Genomic DNA, 26,722 nt, shown 5'->3' with positions numbered 1-26,722 from the left:
CTTACCAGCGAAAACGCAGGCCGTCGAACGGCTTGGGGGCTACAGCAGCCGTTGCCGGTTGCCCTGGCGTAGCTTCGGCTCCAGGCGCAGGCGTAGCCGGGGCGGGAGGCGCCTGCTCAGCGGGGACCTCCTGCAACTTGGCCAAGCCAAGCTGTGCACGCAACTGCTCAGGGTTGGCAGTGACGCCGTAGGTCAAGGTCTTGCCGTCGGCCAGTTGCAGGCGCGGGCCGTAAGGTTCGAGCACGCGGTTGAGCTCAGCGTAACGCTGCAGGTTCACGCCTTGCACCTGCACCTGCAACTGGCTGCTGGCGCCGGGCCGGGTCACGTAACGAGGGGCCAGGCGGTTGCTGACAGCCAGCATCACAGCATCGGCCAATGCGGCCTGGTCTGCGCCTTCGGCGCTGCCTTGCTCGCGCTTGTCGCCCAGCCACAGCTGCCATTTGCCTTGCCACTTGCCGTCAGCCTCCAGGGCGTGTACGGCCAACAGCGCATCGGCACCATAACGCTCGGAAGCTTCGCGCAGTGGCGCCGGGTCGTTGCCTTCGAGCTGTTTGGCGTTGGCCACCAGTTGCTCCTGCAGGTCGGCCAGCGGCAGGCGCAGTGGCAGGCCACGGTGCTGGGCGGCACGGCGCAGCGCCTGGGCGCTGGTCTGGCCATCGCCAACCAGGCTGCTGCCCTCGACACTGTCATTGAGCCACCAGCCGAGAATCGACGGCCGATTGCTGCCCCACAGCGCCAGCCCGGCCTTGCGCAAGGCCCGCTCGGTGCTACCAGGGTCGAACTCGACCATCACCGACTCAGGCGGGCCGGCCTCGGTACCGACCTGGTTGATGATCTGTTGCGGGTCTTTGCGCAGCTCGGCCAGCGCCGGGTTTTGCGGGGCCTTGGGGTCGCCGGTCAGGCGCAGCACCAACGTATCGAGCGCCTTGGTGGTGGCTGCAGTACGGGCTTCAGCGCCCTGCCCTTCGAGCGGTTCGCGCACCTGATAGAGCCCGGAAACGCTTTCGGCCTGGGCGGCGATACTGACCAAGGCAAGGCAGCCGGCTGACAGATAATTGAGAAGACGCATTGAGGATTCCTGTCCAGTCGAGCTTCAAGCTGCAAGCTTCAAGCTGTAAGAAAAAGCAGTCAGAACCCCAGCGCTTTGACTCGCGACTGGGGCTCGCTGATTGCAGCTTATACAGAAGGGGCTGCATCAACCAGCCGCGAGGACTTTTCAGTAATTTACTGCCCTGCCCGTCGGCCTGAGGATGGCCGCTGCACCGCAACCCTGATAAAATCGCGCGCCTTCACAGACCACTGACGTTTCAGGCAGCCGCCGCTCCCAGCCGGCCTTGGCCGTCACGGTCGTTTTTACGAATCCCTCCCTCTTAAAGGCCTGGATCAATGAGCAAGCAACCCTCCCTGAGCTACAAGGACGCCGGTGTAGACATCGACGCCGGCGAAGCACTGGTCGAACGCATCAAGGGCGTGGCAAAACGCACCGCACGCCCTGAAGTCATGGGTGGCCTGGGTGGCTTCGGCGCCCTCTGCGAGATCCCGGCCGGCTACAAGCAGCCGGTGCTGGTCTCTGGCACCGACGGCGTCGGCACCAAGCTGCGCCTGGCGCTGAACCTGAACAAGCACGACAGCATCGGCCAGGACCTGGTCGCCATGTGCGTCAATGACCTGGTGGTCTGCGGCGCCGAGCCGCTGTTCTTCCTCGACTACTACGCCACCGGCAAGCTCAACGTCGACGTCGCCGCGACCGTGGTCACCGGCATCGGCGCCGGCTGTGAGCTGGCCGGCTGCTCCCTGGTTGGCGGCGAAACCGCAGAAATGCCGGGCATGTACGAAGGCGAAGATTACGACCTGGCCGGTTTCTGCGTCGGCGTGGTGGAAAAGGCCGAGATCATCGACGGCTCCAAGGTCGCTACCGGCGACGCGCTGATCGCCCTGCCGTCTTCCGGCCCGCACTCCAACGGTTACTCGCTGATCCGCAAGATCCTCGAAGTGTCGGCGACCGACATCGAGAACACCCAGCTCGACGGCAAGCCGCTGACCGACCTGCTGATGGCACCGACCCGCATCTACGTCAAGCCACTGCTGCAACTGATCAAGCAGACCGGCGCCGTCAAGGCCATGGCCCACATCACCGGTGGTGGCCTGCTGGACAACATCCCGCGCGTTCTGCCGAAAAACGCCCAGGCCGTGGTTGACGTGGCCAGCTGGCAGCGCCCTGCGGTATTCGACTTCCTGCAAGAGAAAGGCAACGTCGACGAGCACGAGATGCACCGTGTACTGAACTGCGGCGTGGGCATGGTCATCTGCGTGGCCCAGGACCAGGTCGAGGCAGCACTGAATGTACTGCGTGCAGAAGGCGAGCAGCCTTGGGTCATCGGTCGCATCGAACAAGCCGCTGAAGGCGCTGCCCAGGTCGAGCTGCAGAACCTCAAGGCACACTGATGCCGAGCGAGCCCTGCAATGTAGTGGTACTGCTGTCGGGTTCGGGCAGCAACCTGCAAGCCTTGATCGATAGCAGCCATGGTGAAAACAGCCCGGTACGCATCGCTGCGGTGATTTCCAACCGCGCCGATGCCTACGGGCTGCAACGCGCGGCGGCGGCGGGTATCGCCACCGCCGTACTGGACCACACCGGCTTCGACGGCCGTGAAGCCTTCGATGCAGCGCTGATGGCGCGCATCGACGGCTTCACGCCCGACCTGGTGGTGCTGGCCGGCTTCATGCGTATCCTCAGTGGCGGCTTCGTTCGCCACTATCAGGGCCGCCTGCTCAACATCCACCCGTCACTGCTGCCCAAGTACAAGGGCCTGCATACTCACCGACGGGCTTTGGAGGCAGGCGACGCCGAGCACGGCTGCAGCGTACACTTCGTCACCGAGGAACTCGATGGCGGCCCTCTGGTCGTACAGGCTGTGGTACCGGTCGCGTCAGGCGATAGCGCTGAAAGCCTGGCCCTGCGAGTACACCAACAGGAACACCAGATCTACCCGCTGGCAGTGCACTGGTTTGCCGAGGGGCGCTTGCGCCTGGGCGAACAGGGTGCATTACTGGATGGCCAGCCACTGCCGGCCAGTGGTCATTTGATCCGACCCTAGGAGAATTTATGCGTCGCGCCCTGCTCTTGGCTCTCGCCGTGCTCGCCCTGCCCCTCCAGGCAGCCGATCTGAAACCCTTCTCGGCCAGTTACACCGCCGACTGGAAGCAACTTCCCATGAGCGGCACTGCCGAGCGCAGCCTGGTCAAGAATGCCAACGGTACCTGGGACCTTAATTTCAAGGCTTCCATGATGATCGCCAGCCTGACCGAGCAAAGCACCCTGCGCATGGACAACGACACCCTGCTGCCGCAGAAGTATCACTTCGAGCGTGGCGGCCTGGGCAAAGCCAAGAAAGTCGACCTCACCTTCGACTGGAACGGCAAGAAAGTCACCGGCAGCGACCGGGGTGACGCCGTCAGCCTGCCGCTCAACCGCGGCGTGCTGGACAAGTCCTCTTATCAGCTGGCGCTGCAGCATGATGTGGCCGCTGGCAAGAAAAGCATGACCTACCAGGTGGTCGATGGTGACGAGATCGACACCTACGACTTCCGCGTGCTGGGCACTGAGAAAGTCACCACCAAGACCGGCCAGGTCGAGGCGGTGAAGGTCGAGCGCGTGCGCGACCCAAGCCAGAGCAAGCGCATCACCGAGCTGTGGTTCGCCAAGGACTGGGACTACCTGCTGGTCCAACTGCGCCAGGTCGAAACCGATGGCAAGGAGTATGTGATCGTGCTGCAGGATGGTACGGTCGATGGCAAGTCGGTCAAAGGCAGCTAAGCCGCAGCCCGCAAGATCCGTAGCCCCGCCCTGTGCGGGGCTTCTTTTTGCCTGGGCAACATGAAACTTGTTTCATGGCTATTTTATTTACTTAGGCTGCTAACAAACTCTATAAAAGAGGTGCGCGACAGAATGTCGCAACCAACTGAACAGTGGAGTTTAACGATGACAGTCCAAGTAACTGAACGCGACGAATCGAAAATGTCCCACGAAGGCCTGGCCGCTGGCGTGCGGATCTGGGATGTGCACCAGCAAGGCGAATTGGTCGGGATGTTCCACAACGAACACGAAGCCCACCAATACCGGGCAGAGCTTGAAGTGCAGGAAAACCAGCGCACTTCGCAATGACCCGCACAGGTTTTTGATTTCGGGCCGCTGCGCGGCCCATCGCCGGCAAGCCGGCTCCCACCGGGATCGCGCCAGCTTTTAGAAGTTGTGCAAGACGGTTGCCCCACAGGATGGAGTACCACAAGACATTGGCTGGGTGTCCCACTTCCTGGGGGCAGCGCAGTACTCGAGGTGTGTGCTGTACCGGTGGGCGCTGGCTTGCCAGCGATGGGCCGCGCAGCGGCCCCACTAACGCTAACTGACTGACACTACCGCTAAGGCGGGGTGCTTGATGCTTACCACATCAAGTCGTCAGGGATCTTGTACGCCGCATACGGATCGTCCTCATCCGCTTCCTCGACATGGGTATTGAGCAGCAGGATGCGATGAGGGTCGCGCTCCTGGATCTTCACCGCTGCCTCGCGCGGAATGACTTCGTACCCCCCACCAAACGACACGATCGCTAGCGCGCCATTGCTCAGCTTGGTACGCATCAGGGCGTTTACCGCAATACGTTTGACCTTCTTGTCGTCGACGAAGTTGTAGTAGTCCTCGGTCGTGAGCTTGGGCAGGCGGGTCGCCTCGATCAACTGCTTGATCTGCGCGGCACGGGCCTTCTGTTCGGCCTTTTCCTGCTGCTGACGGTTCAGTTCCTGGTCACGCTTGGCCTTCTCGGCCATCGCTTCCTTGGCCAGGCGCTGCTGGGTGTCGTCGACTTCGACCTGGCCCTTGTGCTCCAGGCGTTTCTGTTTCTTTTGGGCCTTGTTGGCCTGGGAGACCTGCTTCTGGTTGACCAGACCGGCCTTGAGCAATTGATCGCGAAGGGAAAGACTCATGGATGTTCACTCACTTATGCAGCCACTCAGCCGCAGCTGGGCAGGTTCTTTTCCTGACGTTTGGCTTCCCCCCAAAGGGCGTCCAGTTCGTCAAGGTTACACGATTCGATGGGGCGACCGCTGTCGCGCAATGCCTGTTCGATGAAGCGGAAACGCCGCTCGAACTTGCGGTTGGCACGACGCAGTGCATTTTCCGGGTCTTGCTTGAGGTGACGGGCCAGGTTGACAGCCGCGAACAGCAGGTCGCCGACTTCATCTTCGACGGACTCGGCATCCCCGTCGGCCATGGCCTGCAACACTTCGTCGAGCTCCTCACGGACCTTGTCCAGCACCGGCAATGCGTCTGGCCAGTCGAAACCGACAGTGGCGGCACGCTTTTGCAGTTTGGCGGCTCGGGACAGGGCAGGCAATGCCGCCGGCACGTCATCGAGCAGCGACAGCTGTTCAGGCTCGCTTTTCTCGGCACGTTCCTGGGCCTTGATCTCTTCCCAGCGCGACTTGACCTGTGCCTCGCTCAGGCTCGGCGTGTCCAGCGGCGCGTACAACTCGCCGGTGGGAAATACATGGGGGTGGCGGCGTATCAGCTTGCGGGTAATCGCATCGACCACACCGTCGAACTCGAAGCGCCCCTCCTCCCTGGCCAGCTGGCTGTAGTAGACCACCTGGAACAGCAGATCACCGAGTTCGCCCTGAAGGTGCTCGAAATCCCCGCGCTCGATGGTGTCGGCAACTTCGTAAGCCTCTTCGATGGTGTGCGCCACGATGCTGGCGTAGTTCTGCTTGAGGTCCCACGGGCAACCGTACTGCGGGTCGCGCAGCCGGGCCATGAGGTGCAGCAGGTCTTCGAGGGAATAGGTCATGTAGCAGGTCCTTCGGCGGTGACTTCGTTGCGGGCAAGCCCACAAAGAAGCCACCGCAGGTTCAAGGGGTACGGTTACGCCGCGTCTCGATGATGTTCGGCAACTGCGAAATCCTGCCCAGCAGACGCCCCAGCGCATCCAGGCCCGGGATCTCGATGGTCAGCGACATCAGCGCGGTGTTGTCTTCCTTGTTCGAGCGGGTGTTGACTGCCAGCACGTTGATCTTCTCGTTGAGCAGCACCTGCGACACATCGCGCAGCAACCCTGGGCGGTCGTAGGCACGGATAACGATATCGACCGGGTAGGTCTGCACCGGTATCGGCCCCCAGCTGACCTGAATCATCCGCTCCGGCTCACGCCCTGCCAGTTGCAGCACCGAGGCACAGTCCTGGCGGTGAATGCTCACCCCGCGGCCCTGGGTGATGTAGCCGACAATGGCATCGCCCGGCAGCGGCTGGCAGCAGCCGGCCATCTGCGTGAGCAGGTTGCCGACGCCCTGGATCTGGATGTCGCCACGCTTGCCATTGCGCGGGCCGCTAGGCTTGCGCGGCACCAGTTCGATCTGCTCGATACGCTCGGGCTCGAGCAGTTGCTGAGCAGCGTTGACCAGGTGAGCCAGGCGCAGGTCACCGGCACCGAGCGAGGCGAACATGTCCTCGGCGGTCTTGACGTTGGTCTTCTCGGCCAGGCGTTCGAAGTCTACCTGCGGCAGGCCCAGGCGGCTGAGCTCGCGCTCGAGCAAGGTCTTGCCTGCGGCGACGTTCTGATCGCGGGCCTGCAGCTTGAACCAGTGGACGATCTTGGCCCGGGCCCGTGAAGTGGTGACGTACCCCAGGTTGGAGTTCAGCCAGTCCCGGCTCGGGTTGCCGTGCTTGCTGGTGATGATCTCCACCTGCTCGCCGGTCTGCAGGCTGTAGTTGAGCGGCACGATACGCCCGTTGATCTTGGCGCCACGGCAGTTGTGGCCGATCTCGGTGTGCACGCGATAGGCGAAGTCGAGCGGCGTGGCGCCCTTGGGCAGGTCGATGGCATGGCCGTCGGGGGTGAATACGTAGACCCGGTCCGGTTCGATATCGACCCGCAACTGCTCGGCCAGGCCACCGATGTCGCCCAGTTCCTCATGCCATTCGAGCACCTGGCGCAGCCAGGAGATCTTCTCTTCGTAGTGATTGGAGCTGGGCTTGACGTCGGTGCCCTTGTAACGCCAGTGGGCGCAAACGCCAAGTTCAGCCTCTTCGTGCATGCCGTGGGTACGGATCTGCACTTCCAGCACCTTGCCCTCGGGGCCGATCACGGCGGTGTGAAGCGAACGGTAGCCGTTCTCCTTGGGGTTGGCGATGTAGTCGTCAAACTCTTTGGGAATGTGCCGCCACAAGGTGTGGACGATACCGAGCGCCGTATAGCAGTCGCGCACTTCCGGTACCAGCACGCGCACCGCACGCACGTCGTAGATCTGGCTGAATTCCAGGCCTTTGCGCTGCATCTTGCGCCAGATCGAGTAGATGTGTTTCGCCCGCCCACTGATATCGGCGTTGACGCCGGTGGCCAGCAGCTCATTCTGCAGCTGGTTCATCACGTCACTGATGAAGCGCTCACGGTCCAGCCGGCGCTCGTGCAACAGCTTGGCGATCTGCTTGTACTGATCGGGCTCCAGGTAGCGGAAGGACAGGTCTTCCAGCTCCCACTTGATGTGGCCGATGCCAAGCCGATGGGCCAGCGGCGCATAGATGTCGAAGACCTCCCGCGCCACACGCAGACGCTTCTCGTCATCGGCGGACTTCACCGCACGGATCGCGCAGGTGCGCTCGGCCAGCTTGATCAGCGCCACGCGCACATCGTCGACCATCGCCACCAACATCTTGCGCAGGTTCTCGACCTGCGCCTGCGAGCCCAGCACCAGCGACTGGCGCGGGCTGAGGCTGGCACTGATGGCGGCCATGCGCAGCACGCCGTCGATCAGCTTGGACACCACAGGGCCGAAACGCTGCCCGACTTCGGCCAGGGTCACCTTACCCTCACGCACGGAGCGGTAGATCACCGCCGCCACCAGCGAATCCTGGTCGAGCTTGAGGTCGGCGAGGATTTCGGCGATTTCCAGGCCAGCCTGGAAACTGGAGGTTCCATCGGCCCAGGAATGCTTGGCAGGGTTGCCCTTTTTCTCGATTTCCTGGGCGAACTCGCAGGCCTCTTCGAGTGCCACGCGATCCAATGCCGAATCGACGCTCACCACATGATCCAGCCATGCTTCGAGATTGATACTGCCGTCCGTATTGACCGGCTGGTGCACTCTCACCTGTACCATCTTTGTTTTACCTTTCCATACAGCGCACCACTCGGAGCGCTGGCTATCACCGTGTGGCTCCCAGTCCATGGGAACCGCACCAAGGGGCCAGCCTGCTAGCCCGCTTCGAATAACGCCATGGCCTCGACATGCGCCGTCTGAGGAAACATGTCGAGAATCCCGGCCCTTTTTAACCGGTACCCCTGGCCGACCAGCACCTGGGCGTCTCGCGCCAGTGTGGCCGGGTTGCATGATACATAAACCAGCCGCGTGGCCTTGAGGCGTGCGATGCTTTGCACCACCTCGAAAGCACCGTCGCGCGGTGGATCCAAGAGTACCGCAGAAAAGCCCTCGGCGGCCCATCCGGCGCCCGCCAAAGGCTGGGATAAATCGGCCTGAAAAAACCGTGCGTTATGCACATTGTTGTTTCGGGCATTGGCCGCAGCCCGGTCCACCATCGCCTGCACACCCTCAACCGCCACCACTTCCCGTGCCTGGCGGGCCAGCGGCAGGGCGAAATTGCCCAGGCCACAGAACAGGTCGAGCACACGCTCGTCGGCCTGCGGAGCGAGCCAGGCCAGGGCCTGCTCGACCATTGCAGTATTGACCTGGGCGTTGACCTGAACGAAATCGCCCGGGCGCCAGGCCAGTTCCAGCTGCCACGGCTCCAAGGTGAAGCCTAGCTTCGCGCCAGCCTCCACCGACACCGGTTCGCCTTCGCCCTGCAGCCACAGCTGGGCCTTGGCCTCGTTGCAGAATGCCTGCAGACGCGCCAGGTCATCGGCCGGCAACGGTGCCACATGGCGTACCAGCAACGCTTCGGCCGTGCCGCTGAACAGCTCGACGTGGCCGATGGCCTGGGGCTTGCTCAACGAACGCAGCACCGTAGGCAAATGCCGCACGATGGACTGCAAAGGCTGTACCAGCACGGCGCAGTCGTCGATGGCGACGATGTCCTGACTGGCCTCGGCACGGAACCCTACTTCCAGCTGACGCGCTTTGACATCCCAGCGCACGGCCACACGCGCCCGCCTCCGATAGCCGAATTCCGGCCCGCTCAATGGCGCCGCCCATTCTTGCGGTTGCACCCCGGCCACCCGTTGCAGCTGTTCGGCCAGGGTTCGCTGCTTGAGCGCCAGCTGCGCCTGATGCGGCAGGTGCTGCAAGTTGCAGCCACCACAACGCTCGTAATGGCGGCACGGCGCCTGGCGGCGCTCGGCGCTGGCCTGCAGCACACGCTCCAGGCGCGCCTCGACCACCTTGCCACGGGCATTGAGCACCCGCGCCTCGACCGCCTCACCGGCCAGGGCGCCGCTGACGAACCAGGTCCGCCCGTCGTGGAAGGCGATGCCACGGCCGTCACCGGCAAGGCGCTCGATGTCCAGACGCTGCTTTTTGCCCACGGGTACCTGGGGCGTGCGGTTACCACCGGCTGGCTGGAAGCGCAGGCCGCTGTTGCTTTTCTTTCTGGACATTTAGCTCGGGTCGAACAGGCCGGTGGACAGGTAACGGTCGCCACGGTCGCAAATGATCGCGACCATTACCGCGTTTTCCACTTCCTGGGACAGGCGCAGCATGGCTGCCACCGCACCACCGGAAGACACGCCGCAGAAAATGCCCTCTTCGCGGGCAAGGCGGCGCATGGTGTCTTCAGCTTCTTGCTGGGACATGTCCATGACGCGGTCAACGCGGGTGGCATCGAAGATTTTCGGCAGGTACTGCTCGGGCCAGCGGCGGATGCCCGGAATGGCCGAGCCTTCCATCGGTTGCAGGCCAACGATCTGCACGGCCGGATTCTGCTCCTTGAGGTACTGCGAGCAACCCATGATGGTGCCGGTGGTGCCCATGGAGCTGACGAAATGCGTGATGGTGCCCTGGGTCTGCTGCCAGATTTCCGGGCCGGTGCTGTTGTAGTGAGCAATCGGGTTGTCGCCGTTGGCGAACTGGTCCAGCACAAGACCGCGGCCTTCGGCCTGCAGCTTCTCGGCCAGGTCGCGGGCACCTTCCATCCCCTCTTCCTTGGTCACAAGGATCAGCTCGGCACCGTAGGCAGTCATCGCTGCCTTGCGCTCCGCGGTGGAGTTGTCGGGCATGATCAGGATCATCTTGTAGCCCTTGATCGCTGCCGCCATGGCCAGGGCTATACCGGTATTTCCGGAGGTAGCTTCGATCAGGGTGTCGCCGGGCTTGATCTGGCCGCGCAGTTCGGCGCGCGCGATCATCGACAGTGCCGGGCGGTCCTTCACGGAGCCTGCTGGATTGTTACCCTCGAGCTTGAGCAGGAGGGTGTTGCTGGTTTCTCCAGCGATGCGCTGCAGGCGAACCAGGGGCGTATTGCCGACGCAATCGGCGATGGTTGGGTACTGCAAGGTCATGGTGTATTTCACAATCCGGACGGCAGGGGCGCCTATCATACCGGCAAACACTTCCCGGCCATATCACGCAATCTGTGGTGGGTATAGCTACAAGCTATAAGCGGCAAGCTGCAAGCTTCAAGCTGTGGGTAGCGTTTGTGGGGGCGGGGGTTGCAGAGATGGCGCGGGGAGGTGCAGCGGTAGGCGCATGCAGAGCTTTAGACCGCGTTTGCCGTTCTCTGCCCACAGGGTGCCGCCCTGACGCTGGATCGCACTGCGGGCGATGCTCAGGCCCAGGCCGAAACCGCCGTCGCCGGGGCGCGAGCCATCGAGCCGGGTGAAGGGGGCGAAGATGCGCTCCAGATCCTCGGTAGCCACACCACCGCCCTGATCTTCCAGCCACAGGCGCCAATGGCTACCTTCACGCTGCCCGGCCAGCTGCACCACGCCGTTTTCCGGGGAGTGGCGGATCGCATTGCGCAGCATGTTTTCCAACGCCTGAGCCAGATGATTCAGGTTGCCCTGCACCCAGCAGTCGGCTGGCAGTTCGCAGCGCAGGCGTTCGGGGGACCAGCCGCTTTCGTAACTGGCATCCTCTGCCAGCAGGTCCCACAGGGCCTGCACTTGGATAGGCTCAAGGTTCATCGGCGCACGCTCGGCATCCTGCCAGGCAAGCTGCAAGGTGTTCTCGACCAACTGCTGCATACAGTCCACCTCGCGCCCCAGGCGCTCGCGCAGGCGCTGAAGGTCGGTTTCACCGTCGCAGGCCACCCGCAACCGGCTCAGCGGTGTGCGCATTTCATGGGACAAATCACGCAGCAACTGCTGTTGCATGGCCACCGTGCCCTGCAGCCGTTCGGCCATCTGGTCGAAGGCGCGGGCCAGCTCGCCCAGTTCGTCATGCCGGGCGGTGGTGCGTGCGTCCAGCCGCGCCGACAGCTGGTCGGCACGCCAGGCATTGGCCTGCTCGCGCAACTGGTTGAGCGGCACGATCAGCATGCGGTACAGGCCGACACACAGCAGCAAGGTGAACAACCCGGGAATCACACCGTTGGTCAACACCCGCCACAGCACCCGGTACTGGCCAGGGTTGAAACGTTCGGGCAGCACCATCACCAGCATGCCCTGCTCCGGTGCCCCCGGAAACGGTATGCGCAGCCAGGGCTGGTCAGTACTGCGCCGGCTCATGGGCCAGTCGACACCGCGCAGGCGCGTGAGCCGCTGCATGATCTCGGGGCCGAGGGCGGTGCTGGCAAGGGGCTGCAGATTGCTATCGAGCACGCCTATCCAGCCGCGCTCACGCTGGTGCATGGCCGCAACCCACTGGTCCAGCCCGGTGCGGCCACCACTGCGCCAGGCCGCCTCGGCCTCCCCGGCATAGCTGCGCAGCACTTGGCGGGCAGGCTCATCGAGGTAGGCATTCTGGGTTTCCATATGCCGGCCCCAGGTGTAACTCAGACCGATCATCAGCAGGCAGAAACCTACCAGCAGGATGGCCAGCTTCCAGAACAGCGAGTGACGGTCCAGCATGGCCTACTCCGCTTCACCGGCACTGAGCACGTAACCCTTGCCCCACACGGTGCGGATCTGCCGCTCCAGGTAGCCGATGCCTTTGAGCTTGCGGCGGATCTGGCTGACGTGCATGTCCAGGCTACGGTCATGCCGCGAATAGCCCCGTTGCAGCACCTGCTGGTAGAGAAAAGGCTTGCTCAGCACCTCGTCGACGTTGCGGTTGAGGAGATCGAACAGGCGATACTCGCTAGGGGTGAGGCCTGCCTGCCGGCCACCGAAGCTGACATCGCAAACCGTCTCGTCGAACCACAGCTCGCCGCAGGCAATACCCGATGGCGGCTGATGACGACGCTCCAGCGCGACGCGGCGCAGGATGGCCTCGATGCGCACCTGCAGCTCGACCATGCTGAAAGGCTTGGGCAGGTAATCGTCGGCACCGCGCTGGAAGCCATTGATGCGGTCGGCCTCGGCACCTAACGCCGACATCAGGATAACCGGCGTGGCGCTGCGTCGACGCAGCTGGGCCAGGGCATCAAGACCGTTGAGCCCGGGCAGCAGAATATCCATCAGGACCACGTCGAAGTCCTGACGACCGGCGGTTTCCAGGCCTTCCAGGCCGTTGCGGCACCAGGTCACCGCAAAGCCGCCGCGCTGCAGTTCTTCGTGCAGGTAGGCACCCAGCACCGGGTCATCCTCGATGGCGAGGATGCTGGAAGTATTAATAGTTACGGGATTCATTGGCAACTGCCACATATTCTCAATTACGCGATTATTGAGCATGCGTCCGCCATAGGCAACCGCCCTGCGCTCAACGCCCGACTGCTGGGTGAAAACAGCCACATAAAGGGTGCATTAGGCAGGCAGGCGGAGTAACTTTCCGCTTTGCTCCGTTACGCCAGTAACGGCATCCAGGCACATCACAGGAGGCGAGTGTGCTCGATCGTTTGGGAATCAGAAGCCGGGTACTGCTGCTGGCACTGCTGCCTGCCAGCTTGATGGCTCTGGTGCTGGGCAGCTATTTCACGTGGCTGCAGCAAGACCAGTTGCGCACCCAACTGCTGCAACGCGGCAAGATGATTGCCGAACAACTGGCACCGTTGGCCGCGCCCGCCATGGCCCGGCAGGCGCCTGCGCAACTGGAGCGGATCGCTGCGCAAACGCTGGAGCAGGCCGATGTGCGTGCAGTGGCCTTCCTCGCCCCGGACCGCACCCGTCTGGCCCACGCTGGCCCCAGCATGATCAACCAGGCGCCCAGCGGCGGCACGGGTACTCAACTGTTGGAGCGCAGCGGCAACGATGCCACCCGCTACCTGATGCCGGTGTTCGGCCACCACCGCGACCTGGCCACCGAAGCCGTCCCGGCCGAAGCCGAGCGCCTGCTGGGTTGGGTCGAGATCGAACTGTCGCACGACGGTACGCTGCTGCGCGGCTACCGCAACCTGTTCACCAGCATGCTGCTGATACTCGCGTGCCTGGTGCTCAGCGGCCTGCTGGCAATGCGCATGAGCCGCACCATCAATGACCCGATCGCGCGCATCAAGCATGCCGTCAACCAGCTCAAAGACGGCCACCTGGAAGAACGTCTGCCCGCCATGGGCAGCCACGAGCTGGACGAACTGGCCAGGGGCATCAACCGCATGGCAGAAACCCTGCACAGCGCCCATGAAGAACTGCAGCACAGCATCGATCAGGCCACCGAGGATGTGCGCCAGAACCTGGAAACCATCGAAATCCAGAACATCGAGCTGGACATGGCGCGCAAGGAGGCCCTGGAGGCGAGCCGCATCAAATCGGAATTCCTGGCCAACATGAGCCACGAAATCCGCACGCCGCTCAACGGTATTCTCGGCTTCACCCACCTGTTGCAGAAAAGCGAGCTGACCCCGCGCCAGCTGGACTACCTGAACACCATCGAGAAATCGGCCGACAACCTGTTGGGGATCATCAACGAGATCCTCGACTTTTCCAAAATCGAGGCCGGCAAGCTGGTGCTCGACAGCATCCCTTTCAACCTGCGCGACCTGGTCCAGGACACCCTCACCATCCTGGCGCCCGCCGCCCACGCCAAGCAGCTGGAGTTGCTCAGCCTGATCTACCGCGACACACCGTCATCGCTGGTTGGCGACCCGCTGCGGCTCAAGCAGATCCTCACCAACCTGGTGAGCAACGCCATCAAATTCACCCGCGAGGGCACCATCGTCGTGCGGGCAATGCTCGAGGACGAGCAACAAGACAGCGCGCAACTGCGCATCAGCGTGCAGGACACCGGTATCGGCCTGTCACCGCAGGATGTGCGCACGTTGTTTCAGGCGTTCAGCCAGGCCGACAATTCGCTGGCCCGCCAGCCGGGCGGCACCGGCCTTGGGCTGGTGATTTCCAAGCGCCTGATCGAGCAGATGGGCGGCGAGATCGGGGTCGACAGCACCCCAGGGGAGGGTTCGCAATTCTGGATCAGCCTGAGCCTGCCCAAGGCCCACGACGACAGCGAGACGCAGGCGTCGCAGCCGCTGCTGGGGCGTCGCGCGGCGATCGTCGACGGGCATGACCTGGCACGCCAGGCCCTGGAGCATCAGTTGCAGGACTGCGGCTTGAGCGTAAGCCTGTTCGCCTCGTATGAACAACTGCTGCAGGGGGTTCAGGCGGGCTTCCAGGCCGGCATGCCCTTCGAGTTCGCAGTGCTGGGTGCCAACCTGGGCACTCTCACGCCCGAACAGCTGGGCCAATACCACCAGCAACTGGAGCGCTACCACTGCCATTGCGTGGTGCTTTGCCCGACCACCGAGCAAGCGCTGTACCACCCTCACCTGCCTAATGGCCATGGCCAACTGCTGTCCAAGCCGACCTGCACGCGCAAGCTGCGCCGCCTGCTGCTGGAGCTGCTGCAACCGCGCCGTACGCGGGGCGAACTGGCCGCGCCAACGCGCGGCCAGCGCCAGCCGAAAATCCTCTGTGTCGACGACAATGCGGCCAACCTGCTGTTGGTACAAACCCTGCTGGAAGACCTCGGCGCCGATGTGCTGGCGCTCGACAACGGCCATGCTGCGGTCCAGGCGGTACAGAGCGAACACTTCGACCTGGTGCTGATGGACGTGCAGATGCCAGGCATGGATGGCCGTGCCTGCACCGAGCAGATCCGCTTGTGGGAAAACACCCAGAGCGGCAGCCCGCTGCCGATCGTCGCCCTCACTGCCCACGCCATGGCCAACGAGAAACGGGCACTGCTGCACAGCGGCATGGACGACTACCTGACCAAACCGATCAGCGAGCGCCAGCTGGCCCAGGTGGTGATGAAATGGACCGGCCTGAGCCTGGGTGTCGGGCCATTGGAGCGCCTGGAGGAACAGCAGGCCGAGGGCCAGGATCTACCGGTGCTCGACCCTGACGAAGGCTTGCGCCTCGCGGCAGGCAAGCCGGATCTGGCGGCAGACATGCTGACCATGTTGCTGGCGTCGCTGGCGTCGGACCGTGAAGCCATTCGTGCTGCACGGGAGGCGGACGATCATGGTGTGCTGATCGAGCAGGTGCATCGGCTCAACGGTGCCTCGCGCTATTGCGGCGTGCCGCAGTTGCGTGCCGCCTGCCAGCGCAGCGAGACCTTGCTGAAACAGGAGCATCCGCAAGCGCAGCAGGCGCTCGACGAGCTGGATGGCGCAATTGTCCGGCTGGCGGAGCAGGCCCGCCAGAACGCCTGACCTTCAAGGCCTCATCGCCGGCAAGCCGGCCACAGGGATTTGCGCCGGCTTTTATGAATGGGGCAAGACGGCGGCTTCCACAGGTAAAGCGCAGGCCTGAAGCAGTGCGCGGTTGCGGTGGGAGCCGGCTTGCCGGCGATGGGGGCGGCGTAGATCAACTTCCTTGTGCGCGCAGGTGGCTACAATCCCCCAACCACGATCAAGGAAGCCCGACCATGCGCGCTCTTTTGTTCAGCAGCCAGCACTACGACCAGGAAAGCTTCACCCAGGCCGCTTGTGATAGCGCTGTGGAGCTGCATTTCCAGCCCGCCCGCCTGACCCTCGACACAGCCGCCCTGGCTCAGGGCTTCGAGGTGGTGTGCGCATTCATCAACGATGAGCTCGACGCCCAGGTATTGCAACGCCTGGCGGCTGGCGGTACGCGCCTGATCGCCCTGCGCTCGGCCGGCTACAACCATGTCGACCTGGCTGCCGCCCAAAGGCTCGGCCTGGCGGTGGTGCGCGTACCCGCGTACTCACCGCACGCCGTGGCCGAGCATGCCGTGGCGCTTATCCTGGCCCTCAACCGACGCCTGCACCGGGCCTACAACCGCACCCGCGAGGGTGACTTCACCCTGCATGGCCTGACCGGCTTCGACCTGCACGGCAAGGCCGTCGGCGTGGTCGGTACCGGCCAGATCGGCGCCGCCTTCGCCCAGATCATGGCAGGCTTCGGATGCCAGTTGCTGGCTTATGACCCCTCCCCCAACCCCCAACTGCTGGCGCTTGGGGCGCGCTACGTCGAGCTGCCAGAACTGCTGCGCGAGGCGCGGATCATCAGCCTGCACTGCCCGCTCACCGAACACACCCGGCACCTGATCAACCCGCAAAGCCTGGCCCAGCTGCAGCCCGGCGCCATGCTGATCAACACCGGCCGTGGTGCGCTGGTCGACACCCCGGCCCTGATCGAGGCCTTGAAAAGCGGCCAGCTCGGGTACCTGGGGCTGGATGTGTATGAAGAAGAAGCCCAGCTGTTTTTCGAGGACCGTTCTGACCTGCCGCTGCAGGATGATGTGCTGGCGCGGCTGCTGACGTTCCCCAATGTGATCGTCACCGCGCACCAGGCGTTTCTGACCCGCGAAGCGCTGGATGCCATTGCCGCGACCACGCTGGAAAACATCAACCGCTGGGCGGCGGGTAATGCGCAGAATCTGGTCACAGGTTGATGCTAGGATACGCGGCATTTCTGGAGGACCCATGGTCGAGCACGATTTCCGCTACACCCTTTTCAACCCGCAACACACCTTGATCGAGTGCCGCGCCCTGGTACCGGGCCGCTACCAGGTGACCGGCAACGGTGGTTCGATGCACAAGGGCGACACCCTGTTGGTCACCCTCAAGGGCAGCAAGGACTTGTCCATGCGCCTGACGGTCGAGAGCGTGCGCCACCTGATCAACCCGCGTGGCCAGTGGGTGGCCGTGGCCAGCGGCCCGCTGTTCCACGAGCTGGAAATCCTCAATTGGCAGGCTGAGTGCGACAGCTGCGATGCCGTGTTGGACTTCGAGTTCGCCGTGGACGCCAAGCTGGGCAAGAAGGCCCGCCAGCCGGCCGCTACGGCGCGTATCGCCGAGCTGGGCTGGGCCAGTCGTGGCGACAAGCACGTGTGCCCGCGTTGCCAGGAGAGCACCGAGTGAAGAATCTGCTGACCGGCGCCCTGATTGCCACCGGCCTGCTCGGCTGCGCAACCGAACCTTCGAAGCTGCAACTGGAGCGCAGCTATGTGCTGGAGTGGATCGGTGAACGGCCGCTGATCGACTACAGCCACCTGACACTGACGCTGGCCAGTGACGGCCGGGCCTATGGCAATGCGGGCTGCAACCATTGGTTCGCCCAGTACACGCTGGACGGCGAGCACCTGAGCTTCGGCAAGGTCGGCAAGACCCGCAAGCTTTGCGCGCCGGCGTTGATGGAGCAGGAAAAGCGCTTCCTGCAGGCGCTGGAGACGGTGCAGCGCTGGGATGTGTCCCCTGTAGAGCAGTTGCGCTTCTGGCCGGCCGAAGGCAAGCCCCTGCGGTTCTGGCCCGAAGAGGGCTAAGCTCTTGGAAGCTTTAAGCTGCAAGCTGCAAGCTGCAAGCAAAGGCGGATCGGCGCACGGCCAGCTTTTTCTTGCAGCTTGAAGCTTGAGGCTTGCCGCTTTGAGGCCCCGTTGAGTGCTTTGAGCTGCAAGCTACAAGCTGCAAGCAAAGGCGGATCTATGCACGGCCCGCTTTTTCTTGCGGCTTGAAGCTTGAAGCTTGCCGCTCTCAGGCCCCCTTGAGCGCTTTGATCTTGGCCTGGAGCCCTTCCAGGGTCTGCTCACCCAGCAGTTGCTCGCGGACCTTGCCCTGGTCATCGATGATGTAGGTCACCGGCAACGCTTCGCTGCGTGGCAGGTCATAACGCTCGGCCGGGTCCTGGGCCAGCACGGTAAAGCCGATGCCCAAGGTATCGGCCGCCTGCTTCAACTCCTGCCCCTGCAGGCCATCGAAGTTCACCCCCACCACCTTGATGCCATCGGCCGCCCACTGCTTGGCCGCAGTGTTCAGCTCAGGCACCTCCGTACGGCACGGGCCGCACCATTCAGCCCAATAATTGAGCACCAGCCAGTGCCCGTCGATCTGTTCGGCCTTCACCGTGTTGCCATGCTGGTCCACACCGTAGTCGGCACCGCAGCCACTGAGCAAAAGGCCAGCGGTGATGGCCAATACTGCTGCCAAACGCCTTGCCATGGGTCAATCCTTCTCGAAGTTTCAAGCGAATAGGTCAGTTCCTGCGGTTAGAATAGCCGCCACACCCAGCTGGATGCGACCCGACATGACTGACTTGACGCTCTATCATAACCCGCGCTGCTCAAAATCCCGCGGCGCACTGGAACTGCTCGAACAACGCGGGCTGGCGCCGACCATCGTTCGTTACCTCGAAACCCCGCCCGACGCCGCCACCCTCAAGGCTCTGCTTGGCAAACTGGGCATCGGCCCACGCCAGCTGCTGCGCACCGGTGAAGACGAATACAAGGCACTGGACCTGGCCAACCCGGCCTTGAGCGATGCACAACTGATCGACGCCATGGCCCAGCACCCTAAGCTCATCGAACGCCCGATCCTGGTGGCCGGTGACAAGGCGGTGATCGGCCGACCACCAGAGAACGTGCTGGAGATCCTGCCGTGAGTGCGCCCTACATCCTGGTGCTGTACTACAGCCGACATGGCTCGACCAGCGAAATGGCCCGGCATATCGCCCGCGGTATCGAGCTGGCCGGCATGGAAGCGCGCCTGCGCACGGTGCCGGCGATTTCCACCGAGTGCGAGGCCGTGGCGCCAGACATTCCGGCCAGCGGCGCGCTGTACGCCACGTTGGACGACTTGCGCCATTGCGCTGGCCTGGTGCTGGGCAGCCCGACCCGCTTCGGCAACATGGCCGCACCACTCAAATACTTCCTCGATGGCACCAGCAGCTTGTGGCTGGGGGGTGAACTGGTCGGCAAGCCGGCCGGCGTGTTCACCTCCACCGCCAGCCTGCACGGCGGCCAGGAAACCACCCTGCTGTCGATGATGCTGCCGCTGATGCACCACGGCATGCTGGTGATGGGCCTGCCCTACAGCGAATCGGCGCTGCTCGAAACCCGCGGCGGCGGCACGCCTTACGGCGCCAGCCACCATGCCGGCGCAGACGGCAAACGTGAGCTGGATCAACACGAGATCACCCTGTGCCGCGCGCTGGGCCAACGCCTGGCAACCACGGCCAAGGCCCTGGAGGCCTCGCGTGGCTAAGAAGCCAAAGGTGTTGCCACCACTGGAGTGGCTGGCACCGCGCCTGCGCCTCACCCGCGCCTTGAGCCTGGCATTCTTTTTTGGCCTGATCGCATTGCTGGTGGCGAACAACCTGTGGTTCGCCAACCTGCACGGGGCGCGGGTAGAAGTGATCCTGGCGATCGAGCTTGTGCCGCTGCTGTTGCTGCTGCCCGGCATGCTGCTGGGCAGCGCCCGGGCGCATGCCTGGACCTGCTTTGTGGTGAATATCTATTTCATCAAAGGGGTGCTGGCGGCGTTCGACCCGTCGCGGGCAGTGTTCGGCTGGGTCGAGGTGCTGCTGAGCCTGGGGCTGTTCATCAGCGGGTTGCTGTTCGTGCGCTGGAAATTCCAGCATGAACGGCGCATGGCAGGTGAAGGCCGTTGAATCCGCAGGGCTGCTGTTGCAGCCCGGGTTTTTTCAATGGTTGACGGTATGGGCCAGCATCACCGACAACTGGCACAGCGGCCGCCCGCTCTCGGCATGCCACTGGTTGAAAGCCTGCTGCACCAGCGCCAGGTCGCGCTGGCTGGTCGGCTGCTTGTCGATCACCTTCTGGGCAATCAGCGCAGCGGCCAAGTCATCGGTGGGGATGAACGTATCCTTGCCGACCATGCGCAAAAACCGTGGCGCTGACAACCCGCCCAACTGATTGCCATGCTTGGCCAGATACTTCCACAACCCGACGATATCGGTCACCGGCCAATCGGCGATGAACGCACCAAAGCTGCCCTTCTCCCTGGCCACATCAAGGATCATCTGAGCATTGCGCGGCACGCTCTTGAGCTTGCCCAGGTGGCGGATGATGCGCTCGTCCTGCATCAACCGCTCCAGGTGCTCCGCGCCCATCAGTACGACCTTCTCCGGGTCGAAACCGAAGAACACCTGCTCGAATGCCGGCCATTTTGCATCGACCAGGCTGTGTTTGAGCCCTGCGCGGAACACGCGCAAGGCCAAGGTCGACAGGTAGCGGTCGTTGCTGATGTCGCGCAGCTGCGCCGGGGTGCGCGGCTGCGGCAGGAAGGCCTCCAGGGCCTGGGCCGAGCCGAAGCGGTTCAGGCAGTACTCATGCAACCACTGGTAATCGCGCATGGATCAGATGTTCAGTACATCGAGGAAACGCGGGGTGGCGCTTTCGTCGATCTTGAGGCTGGTGAAGTCGAACAGATTGCGGTCGGCCAACTGCGACGGGGCCACGTTCTGCAGGGCGCGGAAGATGCTCTCGGTACGGCCCGGGTGTTTGCGCTCCCACTCCACCAGCATGTCCTTGACCACCTGGCGCTGCAGGTTCTCCTGCGAACCGCACAGGTTGCACGGGATGATCGGGAATTCCTTCATGTCCGAGTAGGCCTGGATGTCCTTCTCGCTGCAGTATGCCAGCGGGCGGATCACCACGTTACGGCCGTCGTCGGCACGCAGCTTGGGCGGCATGCCCTTGAGCGAACCGTTGAAGAACATGTTGAGGAAGAAGGTCTCGACGATGTCGTCGCGATGGTGCCCAAGCGCCATCTTGGTTGCGCCGATTTCGTCAGCGAAGGTGTACAGGGTGCCACGGCGCAAGCGCGAGCACAGCGAGCAAGTGGTCTTGCCCTCTGGCACCAGCTCCTTGACGACCGAGTAGGTATCCTTCTCGACGATGTGGTACTCGACGCCCAGCGCTTTCAGGTAGGCCGGCAGCACATGCTCGGGGAAGCCCGGCTGCTTCTGGTCCATGTTCACCGCGACGATCTGGAACGTGATCGGTGCCACCTTCTGCAGGTGCAACAGAACGTCGAGCATGGTGTAGCTGTCCTTGCCGCCGGACAGGCAGACCATGACCTTGTCGCCATCCTCGATCATGTTGTAGTCGGTGATGGCTTCGCCGGCGAGACGACGCAGGCGTTTTTGCAGTTTGTTCTGGTTGACCGAGAGGGTGCCCATAGCGCTTGGATCCGCGAGGTGTGACAAAAGCCGGCTATTTTACGCACAAACCACGCGCACCTGTAGGGATTCCGATAAAGACTTCAAGGGAATCAGCAGGCGGCCTTACAGCGCGATTTGCTCTAAAAAGCGCAGTTTGTGCGGGTAACGGCTTCCTATACTGCGACATAAGGCCACATTACCGCTTCCATCGGTGCCCTGGCCTCGGGCCGCTTGCGCTCCATCTGGGGGGCGATTGGCAACAACGAGAGGAGTGACCGGCATGATTCATCACGTTGTGGGGCTGTTTACCCACCCCGATCAGGAGTGGCGGGAGATACGCGGGGAAGAAGAAAGCATCAGCCACATGTACCTGACGCACACGCTGATACTGGCGGCGATACCCGCCGTTTCGGCATTCATCGGCACTACCCAGGTCGGCTGGGTGATCGGCGACCGGCCAGCGGTGATGCTGACGATGGAAAGCGCTCTATGGATGAGCATCATGTCCTACCTGGCGATGCTCGCCGGGGTTGCGGTCATGGGCGCGTTCATCCACTGGATGGCACGTACCTATGACGCCAGCCCGTCCATGGCGCAATGCATCGCCTTTGCCACCTACACCGCCACACCGCTGTTCCTCGGCGGCCTGGCAGCGCTTTACCCGCACCTGTGGCTGGGCATGCTGGTGGGTACCGCGGCCATTTGTTACACCGTCTACCTGCTGTACGTCGGCTTGCCGACATTCATGAACATACCGACCGATGAAGGCTTCCTGTTCTCCAGCTCGGTGCTGGCAGTGGGCCTGGTGGTACTGGTAGCGATCATGGCTGCGACCGTGATCATCTGGGGACTGGGCGTGGGGCCCGTCTATACCAACTAGCTTCGAAAACACTTAGATCCAACACTGGGGCATCAAACCGGAAGCCGCCGCAAGGCGACTTCCGGCTGTCTGCTGACCGGTGGCTCGGCAGGCTGCCACTGCTTGCGGCATAATGCCCGGTCAGGAGAATCACCCCGCCATGCCCGAGCTGCTCAAACAACGCGTCGAAACCTGTTACCAGCAAGCCGAAACCTTTTTCAAGCGCCCCTTCCCGCGCCCGGAAGTCAGCTTCAAGCTGCGCGGCCAGAAGGCGGGCGTCGCCCACCTGCACGAAAACCTGTTGCGCTTCAACCTGCAGCTGTACCGCGAAAACCAGGAAGATTTCCTGCGCCAGACCGTGGCCCATGAAGTGGCGCACCTGGTGGCTCACCAACTGTTCGGCGACCGCATTCAGGCCCATGGCGAAGAGTGGCAACTGATCATGCGCGGGGTGTATGAACTGCCGCCCAATCGTTGCCACAATTATGAGGTGCGCCGGCGTGTGGCGACCCGCTACATCTACCGCTGCCCGTGCCCGCAGAGCGATTTCCCGTTCACGGCACAGCGGCACAAGTTGGTGCATCAGGGGCGGCGCTACCTGTGCAGGCGGTGTAAAGAAGTTCTGATCTACAGTGGCGAGACGCGGGTTGAATAAACCGGCCTATCGCCGGCAAGCCGGCCCCCGCAGATACTGCGCTGGCTTCATGGCAGAAACGAGAAAGGCGACCCGAGGGTCGCCTTTCTCATGACGGCATCACACTCAACGAACCGGGACTTCAGCAACGCCCAGGTCATCGGTCGGGGTGTTCAGCTCGAGCGGCGCGCCACCCGAAGCCAGCTCCGATGCCAGCTTGTCGTCGTCCATTTCCTTGACCCACTTGGCCACCACCACGGTAGCGACGGCGTTGCCCACCAGGTTGGTCAGGGCGCGGGCTTCGGACATGAAGCGGTCGATGCCAAGGATCAGCGCGAGGCCGGCAACCGGCAGGTGGCCGACAGCCGACAGGGTCGCGGCGAGCACGATGAAGCCAGAGCCAGTAACACCGGCAGCCCCTTTGGACGCCACCAGCAGCACCAACAGCAGGGTGATCTGGTGAGTGATGTCCATGGTGGTGTCGGTGGCTTGAGCGATGAACACCGCGGCCATGGTCAGGTAGATCGAGGTGCCGTCCAGGTTGAAGGAATAACCGGTAGGGATCACCAGGCCAACCACCGACTTCTTGGCACCCAGGCGCTCCATCTTGGCCAGCATGCGTGGCAGCGCAGATTCCGAGGACGAGGTACCCAGTACGATCAGCAGTTCTTCACGGATGTAGCGGATCAGCTTGAGCACGCTGAAGCCGTGGGCGCGGCAGATACCGCCCAGCACGACCAGCACGAACAACAGGCAGGTGATGTAGAAGCAGGCCATCAGGTAGCCCAGCTGTACCAGCGAGCCAACGCCGTACTGGCCGATGGTGAAGGCCATGGCACCGAAGGCACCGACCGGAGCCAGCTTCATGATCATGTTGATGATGTTGAACATGACATGGGCGAAGCGGTCGATCAGGTCCAGCAGCGGTTTGCCGTAACTGCCCAGACGGTGCAGGGCAAAGCCGAAGATCACCGAGAACATCAGCACCTGCAGGATATCGCCGTTGGCGAAGGCACCTACCACGGTGTTAGGGATGATGTTGAGCAGGAAGCCAACGGTCGTCTGCTGAGCACCGGCGGCGGCGTAGGCGGCCACGCTGCTGGCGTTCAGAGTGCTGACGTCGATGTGCATACCAGCGCCTGGTTTGACCACGTTGACGACGACAAGGCCGATGATCAGGGCGATGGTGGAAACGATCTCGAAGTACAGAAGTGCGTAGCCGCCGGTCTTGCCGACCGACTTCATGCTCTGCATGCCAGCAATACCGCTGACCACGGTACAGAAGATGATGGGCGCGATGACCATCTTGATCAGTTTGACGAAACCATCACCCAACGGTTTGAGGGCGACGCCGGTTTCCGGGTAGAAGTGGCCGAGCAGGATGCCGATGGTGATGGCAACGATCACCTGGACATACAGGGATTTGTACAGCGGCTGACGTGTCGTCATGGCTAAATTTCCTCAAGTGTGCCGGCTTCATCCTTCCCAGGATGTCAGGGCACCTGAATCGCTAACCCTCCTGCACCCGGAGGGATTTGTCGTTGTGTTCGAGCTGCCTGGGCAGGCCTCTGCCAAGTCAGATAGCAAGGGCGATGCCAAAACGCCCACGAAGGGTGCAAAGGCCGTATTTGCTCGTGGGAAATGCCCAACGACAGGGCGAATTGCCTGAGGAGAGATGGCGGATTTCCGCCCGATGGCGGGATTTGTACAGGGGCCTTGGCGGGAATCCGCCCGCAGGTGATGGGGCACCCTGCGCCTGAACGTCAATCCAGGTAGAAGGTGACCCGCAATGCCGCTCCGCCCAGCGGCGAGTCGTCCAGGCTCAATTCAGCGTCGTAGCTGTCGACGATATCTTTGACCACTGCAAGGCCGATTCCCTGCCCCGGATGCTGCCGGTCCAGCCGCTCGCCCCGTTCGAGAATCCGCTCACGCTGATCGGCCGGTACACCCGGCCCGTCATCGTCGATGCTCAAGGTCAGCCGCCCAGGCGCCTCCTGCAGGCTCACCCGCACCTGCCCCAGGCACAGGCGGAAGGCGTTTTCCAAGAGGTTGCCCAACAGCTCCAGCAGCGCGCCCTGCTCCATCGGCACCTGTGCCTGCGCCGGCACCTCGAGCAGCACTTCGACGCGCTTGTCGCGGTACACCTTGGCCAGGGTGCTGCACAGGCTGTCCAGCACCGGAAGCAACTGCACGCTGTGGCGCACCAGGCCACTCTTGCGCAGGCTGGCGCGCTGCAACTGGTAGTCGATCTGCTGGCTCATGCGTTCGATCTGGCTCTGCAGCACCCGCGCCTGCTCACGCTCACCCGCGCGCTGCTGCATGCTCTCGCCCACGCCCTGCAGCACCGCCAGCGGCGTCTTGAGGCTGTGCGCCAGGTCCCCCAGCGAGTCGCGATAACGCTGGCGCTGTTCCCGCTCACTGCGCAGCAGACGGTTGAGCGAACCGGTCAGGCGCAGCAGCTCACGGGGGTGCTCGGCACTTAGCCCGTCGCGGGCACCGGCCTCCACCTCATCCAGCTCGCGGCTCAGCCGCCTCAGGGAACGCAGGCCCCAGGTCAGGCCGGCCCAAAGCAATACCAGCAACGCCAGCGAGGCCGCACCAAAGCCCAGGTAGAGCTTTTCACGCAGGCCATCGAGGGTTTGCTGGTACTCACGCACCGGCTGCAGGGCAACGATGCTATAGGCGGCGCTCTGGCCACCCAGCAGCTTTATTTCGACGTCGTAGACAAAGAATTCCTCACCGTCATCCTGGTGCATACGGGCGAACTCATTACCGCGTCCATCGTAGCGCGGCTGGTAGTTGATGTGCTGGTCGGCCGTGGCCCGGGAGCGCCAGACCAGCTTACCTTCGCGGTCGAAGATGTAACCGAGCAAACCGGTATACGGCAGGTTGTAACGCTCGTCCGGCAGCAGTGCGGGCATCTGCAACTGGCCATGCTCGATGCGCGCCGAAGAAATCAGCGTGGTCACGTCCGACGCCAGGCGCTGCTCGATCGATTCCTGCAAGGCCAGGCTGAAGGCCTTCTGCAGCGCGGGCAGCAGCGCCAGCATGAACAGCACCGCCAGCACCGCTGCCGCGAGCATCAAGCGCACCCGCAGCGAACGAATCATCGGCAGCGCTCGGTGAACAGGTAGCCGAGGCCACGCACCGTGTCGATCGGTTTGAACCCGCGCTCACCTTCGAGCTTGCGACGCAAACGGCCGATCAGCACTTCGATGACGTTGGGGTCACGCTCCTCGTCGCCTGGATACAGCTGTTCCATCAGGCGCTCCTTGGCCACCACCTGCTGGTGATGACGCATCAGATATTCAAGGATGCGGTACTCGTAGGCGGTCAGCGCCAGCGGCTGCTCGTCAAGGGTCGCCTGCTTGCGGTTGAGGTCCAGCAGCAAGGGCCCTGCGGCGATGGTCGACTGGGTGAAGCCGCTGGAGCGGCGCAGCAGGGCATTGAGGCGTGCTTCAAGCTCTTCGAACTGGAAGGGCTTGACCAAGTAATCATCGGCACCGGCGGCCAGGCCTTCGACCTTGTCCTGCCAGTTGCCCCGGGCGGTGAGAATCAGAATGGGAAAGGTCTTGGCCTGGGCGCGCAGGCGGCCGATCAGCTCCAGGCCGCTGATGCCGGGCAGGCCGAGGTCGATCACGGCCAGGTCGAAGTGAAATTGCTCGGCCTGGTACAGCGCTTCTTCGGCATCAGCCACGGCCTGGACCACATGGCCGCTTTCGCTCAGGCGGGTATGGAGGTGGTGCCTTAGCAGGGCTTCGTCCTCGACCACCAGCAGTTTCATGTGACGCTCCTTCCTATGTTGGCTGTACCGGCCTGAGCGCCGGCAGGCCGGCTCCC

Annotated in this window: 27 protein-coding genes; 13 read left to right on the top strand and 14 right to left on the bottom strand. The window is 63.2% G+C overall.

The genetic code is table 11. The features are described from left to right. Window position 1 precedes the first annotated feature (1 nt). Window positions 2-1,069 carry a DUF2066 domain-containing protein gene (locus tag OSW16_RS06570; RefSeq protein WP_267821721.1) on the bottom strand — a complete coding sequence of 356 codons (1,068 nt, stop codon included), beginning with the start codon at window positions 1,067-1,069 and terminating at the stop codon, window positions 2-4. A gap of 317 nt (window positions 1,070-1,386) precedes the next feature. Between OSW16_RS06570 and purM the strand changes: the two genes are divergently transcribed. From purM to OSW16_RS06550, 4 genes are all read left to right on the top strand, one after another. Continuing rightward, complete coding sequence (purM, locus tag OSW16_RS06565) at window positions 1,387-2,445, top strand: phosphoribosylformylglycinamidine cyclo-ligase (protein ID WP_012313138.1); 1,059 nt, start codon at window positions 1,387-1,389, stop codon at window positions 2,443-2,445. Next, a complete protein-coding gene (gene purN, locus OSW16_RS06560; RefSeq protein WP_267821719.1) occupies window positions 2,445-3,098 on the top strand; it encodes a phosphoribosylglycinamide formyltransferase in 654 nt (217 codons plus the stop codon). The genes purM and purN overlap by 1 nt, the downstream gene beginning before the upstream one ends. An 8-nt stretch (window positions 3,099-3,106) precedes the next feature. After that, window positions 3,107-3,817 carry a DUF3108 domain-containing protein gene (locus tag OSW16_RS06555; RefSeq protein ID WP_241802758.1) on the top strand — a complete coding sequence of 237 codons (711 nt, stop codon included), beginning with the start codon at window positions 3,107-3,109 and terminating at the stop codon, window positions 3,815-3,817. 165 nt (window positions 3,818-3,982) lie between these two features. Continuing rightward, window positions 3,983-4,165 (top strand): hypothetical protein, encoded by a 183-nt coding sequence (locus OSW16_RS06550; RefSeq protein WP_241802757.1) that lies wholly within the window; start codon window positions 3,983-3,985, stop codon window positions 4,163-4,165. Window positions 4,166-4,440: 275 nt separating this feature from the next. Here the strand turns inward: OSW16_RS06550 and OSW16_RS06545 are convergent, their stop codons facing one another. The 7 genes from OSW16_RS06545 to OSW16_RS06515 form a co-directional block, all read right to left on the bottom strand. After that, complete coding sequence (locus OSW16_RS06545; RefSeq protein WP_241802756.1) at window positions 4,441-4,980, bottom strand: DUF2058 domain-containing protein; 540 nt, start codon at window positions 4,978-4,980, stop codon at window positions 4,441-4,443. A 26-nt stretch (window positions 4,981-5,006) separates the two neighbouring features. Further along, window positions 5,007-5,840: a nucleoside triphosphate pyrophosphohydrolase gene (gene mazG, locus OSW16_RS06540; RefSeq protein WP_267821714.1), complete on the bottom strand. Its 834-nt coding sequence runs from the start codon at window positions 5,838-5,840 to the stop codon at window positions 5,007-5,009. A gap of 61 nt (window positions 5,841-5,901) precedes the next feature. Then, window positions 5,902-8,142: a GTP diphosphokinase gene (gene relA, locus OSW16_RS06535; protein WP_267821712.1), complete on the bottom strand. Its 2,241-nt coding sequence runs from the start codon at window positions 8,140-8,142 to the stop codon at window positions 5,902-5,904. A gap of 95 nt (window positions 8,143-8,237) precedes the next feature. Then, complete coding sequence (gene rlmD / locus OSW16_RS06530; protein ID WP_267821710.1) at window positions 8,238-9,596, bottom strand: 23S rRNA (uracil(1939)-C(5))-methyltransferase RlmD; 1,359 nt, start codon at window positions 9,594-9,596, stop codon at window positions 8,238-8,240. Further along, the gene (gene cysM / locus OSW16_RS06525; RefSeq protein ID WP_241802752.1) at window positions 9,597-10,496 is read right to left on the bottom strand and encodes a cysteine synthase CysM; all 900 of its coding nucleotides are present in this window, start codon (window positions 10,494-10,496) and stop codon (window positions 9,597-9,599) included. It abuts the gene before it with no gap. A gap of 117 nt (window positions 10,497-10,613) precedes the next feature. Further along, window positions 10,614-12,005 carry a sensor histidine kinase gene (locus tag OSW16_RS06520; protein WP_267821708.1) on the bottom strand — a complete coding sequence of 464 codons (1,392 nt, stop codon included), beginning with the start codon at window positions 12,003-12,005 and terminating at the stop codon, window positions 10,614-10,616. Window positions 12,006-12,008: 3 nt separating this feature from the next. Then, entirely contained in the window at window positions 12,009-12,725 is a 717-nt protein-coding gene (locus tag OSW16_RS06515) for a response regulator transcription factor (RefSeq protein ID WP_267821706.1), read from the bottom strand. Between the two features lie 194 nt (window positions 12,726-12,919). Between OSW16_RS06515 and OSW16_RS06510 the strand changes: the two genes are divergently transcribed. The 4 genes from OSW16_RS06510 to OSW16_RS06495 all read left to right on the top strand — a co-directional run bounded on the left by OSW16_RS06510 (window position 12,920) and on the right by OSW16_RS06495 (window position 17,754). Further along, the gene (locus OSW16_RS06510; protein WP_267821704.1) at window positions 12,920-15,679 is read left to right on the top strand and encodes a response regulator; all 2,760 of its coding nucleotides are present in this window, start codon (window positions 12,920-12,922) and stop codon (window positions 15,677-15,679) included. Window positions 15,680-15,894: 215 nt separating this feature from the next. Further along, window positions 15,895-16,884, top strand: a complete 990-nt coding sequence (locus OSW16_RS06505) for a 2-hydroxyacid dehydrogenase (protein WP_267821702.1) — start codon at window positions 15,895-15,897, stop codon at window positions 16,882-16,884. 31 nt (window positions 16,885-16,915) lie between these two features. Continuing rightward, window positions 16,916-17,353: a hypothetical protein gene (locus OSW16_RS06500; RefSeq protein WP_267821700.1), complete on the top strand. Its 438-nt coding sequence runs from the start codon at window positions 16,916-16,918 to the stop codon at window positions 17,351-17,353. Next, window positions 17,350-17,754 carry an META domain-containing protein gene (locus tag OSW16_RS06495; protein WP_267821698.1) on the top strand — a complete coding sequence of 135 codons (405 nt, stop codon included), beginning with the start codon at window positions 17,350-17,352 and terminating at the stop codon, window positions 17,752-17,754. Before OSW16_RS06500 ends, OSW16_RS06495 begins: the two co-directional genes overlap by 4 nt. Window positions 17,755-17,962: 208 nt before the next feature. On the opposite strand, the gene OSW16_RS06490 is transcribed toward OSW16_RS06495, so the two are convergent. After that, window positions 17,963-18,427: a TlpA disulfide reductase family protein gene (locus OSW16_RS06490; RefSeq protein ID WP_241802745.1), complete on the bottom strand. Its 465-nt coding sequence runs from the start codon at window positions 18,425-18,427 to the stop codon at window positions 17,963-17,965. A gap of 85 nt (window positions 18,428-18,512) precedes the next feature. Between OSW16_RS06490 and arsC the strand changes: the two genes are divergently transcribed. Genes arsC through OSW16_RS06475 form a run of 3 tightly spaced genes read left to right on the top strand, consistent with a single transcriptional unit; the run spans window position 18,513 to window position 19,874 of the window. Continuing rightward, the gene (gene arsC, locus OSW16_RS06485; RefSeq protein ID WP_241802744.1) at window positions 18,513-18,866 is read left to right on the top strand and encodes an arsenate reductase (glutaredoxin); all 354 of its coding nucleotides are present in this window, start codon (window positions 18,513-18,515) and stop codon (window positions 18,864-18,866) included. After that, a complete protein-coding gene (gene wrbA / locus OSW16_RS06480) occupies window positions 18,863-19,468 on the top strand; it encodes an NAD(P)H:quinone oxidoreductase (protein ID WP_012313121.1) in 606 nt (201 codons plus the stop codon). The genes arsC and wrbA overlap by 4 nt, the downstream gene beginning before the upstream one ends. After that, window positions 19,461-19,874: a DUF2069 domain-containing protein gene (locus OSW16_RS06475; protein ID WP_267821694.1), complete on the top strand. Its 414-nt coding sequence runs from the start codon at window positions 19,461-19,463 to the stop codon at window positions 19,872-19,874. Before wrbA ends, OSW16_RS06475 begins: the two co-directional genes overlap by 8 nt. Before the next feature lie 33 nt (window positions 19,875-19,907). On the opposite strand, the gene OSW16_RS06470 is transcribed toward OSW16_RS06475, so the two are convergent. Then, complete coding sequence (locus tag OSW16_RS06470; protein ID WP_267821692.1) at window positions 19,908-20,579, bottom strand: DNA-3-methyladenine glycosylase I; 672 nt, start codon at window positions 20,577-20,579, stop codon at window positions 19,908-19,910. Window positions 20,580-20,582: 3 nt separating this feature from the next. Then, window positions 20,583-21,407 carry a tRNA 2-thiocytidine(32) synthetase TtcA gene (ttcA, locus tag OSW16_RS06465; protein ID WP_241802741.1) on the bottom strand — a complete coding sequence of 275 codons (825 nt, stop codon included), beginning with the start codon at window positions 21,405-21,407 and terminating at the stop codon, window positions 20,583-20,585. 262 nt (window positions 21,408-21,669) lie between these two features. Between ttcA and OSW16_RS06460 the strand changes: the two genes are divergently transcribed. Both OSW16_RS06460 and OSW16_RS06455 read left to right on the top strand, forming a co-directional pair. Continuing rightward, window positions 21,670-22,269: a Yip1 family protein gene (locus OSW16_RS06460; RefSeq protein WP_241802740.1), complete on the top strand. Its 600-nt coding sequence runs from the start codon at window positions 21,670-21,672 to the stop codon at window positions 22,267-22,269. Between the two features lie 139 nt (window positions 22,270-22,408). Then, a complete protein-coding gene (locus OSW16_RS06455; RefSeq protein ID WP_241802739.1) occupies window positions 22,409-22,903 on the top strand; it encodes a SprT family zinc-dependent metalloprotease in 495 nt (164 codons plus the stop codon). A gap of 105 nt (window positions 22,904-23,008) precedes the next feature. Here the strand turns inward: OSW16_RS06455 and OSW16_RS06450 are convergent, their stop codons facing one another. The 3 genes from OSW16_RS06450 to OSW16_RS06440 all read right to left on the bottom strand — a co-directional run bounded on the left by OSW16_RS06450 (window position 23,009) and on the right by OSW16_RS06440 (window position 26,666). Then, complete coding sequence (locus OSW16_RS06450; RefSeq protein ID WP_241802738.1) at window positions 23,009-24,331, bottom strand: dicarboxylate/amino acid:cation symporter; 1,323 nt, start codon at window positions 24,329-24,331, stop codon at window positions 23,009-23,011. A 314-nt stretch (window positions 24,332-24,645) separates the two neighbouring features. After that, window positions 24,646-25,992 (bottom strand): ATP-binding protein, encoded by a 1,347-nt coding sequence (locus OSW16_RS06445; RefSeq protein WP_267821689.1) that lies wholly within the window; start codon window positions 25,990-25,992, stop codon window positions 24,646-24,648. Further along, entirely contained in the window at window positions 25,989-26,666 is a 678-nt protein-coding gene (locus tag OSW16_RS06440) for a response regulator (protein ID WP_241802736.1), read from the bottom strand. The genes OSW16_RS06445 and OSW16_RS06440 overlap by 4 nt, the downstream gene beginning before the upstream one ends. Between the last annotated feature and the right edge of the window lie 56 nt (window positions 26,667-26,722).

Source organism: Pseudomonas putida (assembly GCF_026625125.1).
Lineage (GTDB): Bacteria > Pseudomonadota > Gammaproteobacteria > Pseudomonadales > Pseudomonadaceae > Aquipseudomonas > Aquipseudomonas putida_X.
The sequence above is the reverse complement of the archived record's forward strand: the minus strand, read 5'-3'. Positions and strand labels throughout refer to the sequence as shown.

What these genes read in the sequence shown, in the direction of transcription:
- OSW16_RS06570 (WP_267821721.1), bottom strand. Translation starts at nt 1,069, where the DNA reads ATGCGTCTTCTCAATTATCTGTCAGCCGGCTGCCTTGCCTTGGTCAGT.
- OSW16_RS06460 (WP_241802740.1), top strand. Translation starts at nt 21,670, where the DNA reads ATGATTCATCACGTTGTGGGGCTGTTTACCCACCCCGATCAGGAGTGG.
- OSW16_RS06515 (WP_267821706.1), bottom strand. Translation starts at nt 12,725, where the DNA reads ATGAATCCCGTAACTATTAATACTTCCAGCATCCTCGCCATCGAGGAT.
- ttcA (WP_241802741.1), bottom strand. Translation starts at nt 21,407, where the DNA reads ATGGGCACCCTCTCGGTCAACCAGAACAAACTGCAAAAACGCCTGCGT.
- rlmD (WP_267821710.1), bottom strand. Translation starts at nt 9,596, where the DNA reads ATGTCCAGAAAGAAAAGCAACAGCGGCCTGCGCTTCCAGCCAGCCGGT.
- OSW16_RS06505 (WP_267821702.1), top strand. Translation starts at nt 15,895, where the DNA reads ATGCGCGCTCTTTTGTTCAGCAGCCAGCACTACGACCAGGAAAGCTTC.
- OSW16_RS06440 (WP_241802736.1), bottom strand. Translation starts at nt 26,666, where the DNA reads ATGAAACTGCTGGTGGTCGAGGACGAAGCCCTGCTAAGGCACCACCTC.
- OSW16_RS06520 (WP_267821708.1), bottom strand. Translation starts at nt 12,005, where the DNA reads ATGCTGGACCGTCACTCGCTGTTCTGGAAGCTGGCCATCCTGCTGGTA.
- purM (WP_012313138.1), top strand. Translation starts at nt 1,387, where the DNA reads ATGAGCAAGCAACCCTCCCTGAGCTACAAGGACGCCGGTGTAGACATC.
- OSW16_RS06455 (WP_241802739.1), top strand. Translation starts at nt 22,409, where the DNA reads ATGCCCGAGCTGCTCAAACAACGCGTCGAAACCTGTTACCAGCAAGCC.
- purN (WP_267821719.1), top strand. Translation starts at nt 2,445, where the DNA reads ATGCCGAGCGAGCCCTGCAATGTAGTGGTACTGCTGTCGGGTTCGGGC.
- OSW16_RS06470 (WP_267821692.1), bottom strand. Translation starts at nt 20,579, where the DNA reads ATGCGCGATTACCAGTGGTTGCATGAGTACTGCCTGAACCGCTTCGGC.
- OSW16_RS06555 (WP_241802758.1), top strand. Translation starts at nt 3,107, where the DNA reads ATGCGTCGCGCCCTGCTCTTGGCTCTCGCCGTGCTCGCCCTGCCCCTC.
- relA (WP_267821712.1), bottom strand. Translation starts at nt 8,142, where the DNA reads ATGGTACAGGTGAGAGTGCACCAGCCGGTCAATACGGACGGCAGTATC.
- OSW16_RS06450 (WP_241802738.1), bottom strand. Translation starts at nt 24,331, where the DNA reads ATGACGACACGTCAGCCGCTGTACAAATCCCTGTATGTCCAGGTGATC.
- mazG (WP_267821714.1), bottom strand. Translation starts at nt 5,840, where the DNA reads ATGACCTATTCCCTCGAAGACCTGCTGCACCTCATGGCCCGGCTGCGC.
- arsC (WP_241802744.1), top strand. Translation starts at nt 18,513, where the DNA reads ATGACTGACTTGACGCTCTATCATAACCCGCGCTGCTCAAAATCCCGC.
- OSW16_RS06550 (WP_241802757.1), top strand. Translation starts at nt 3,983, where the DNA reads ATGACAGTCCAAGTAACTGAACGCGACGAATCGAAAATGTCCCACGAA.
- OSW16_RS06445 (WP_267821689.1), bottom strand. Translation starts at nt 25,992, where the DNA reads ATGATTCGTTCGCTGCGGGTGCGCTTGATGCTCGCGGCAGCGGTGCTG.
- OSW16_RS06545 (WP_241802756.1), bottom strand. Translation starts at nt 4,980, where the DNA reads ATGAGTCTTTCCCTTCGCGATCAATTGCTCAAGGCCGGTCTGGTCAAC.
- cysM (WP_241802752.1), bottom strand. Translation starts at nt 10,496, where the DNA reads ATGACCTTGCAGTACCCAACCATCGCCGATTGCGTCGGCAATACGCCC.
- OSW16_RS06500 (WP_267821700.1), top strand. Translation starts at nt 16,916, where the DNA reads ATGGTCGAGCACGATTTCCGCTACACCCTTTTCAACCCGCAACACACC.
- OSW16_RS06490 (WP_241802745.1), bottom strand. Translation starts at nt 18,427, where the DNA reads ATGGCAAGGCGTTTGGCAGCAGTATTGGCCATCACCGCTGGCCTTTTG.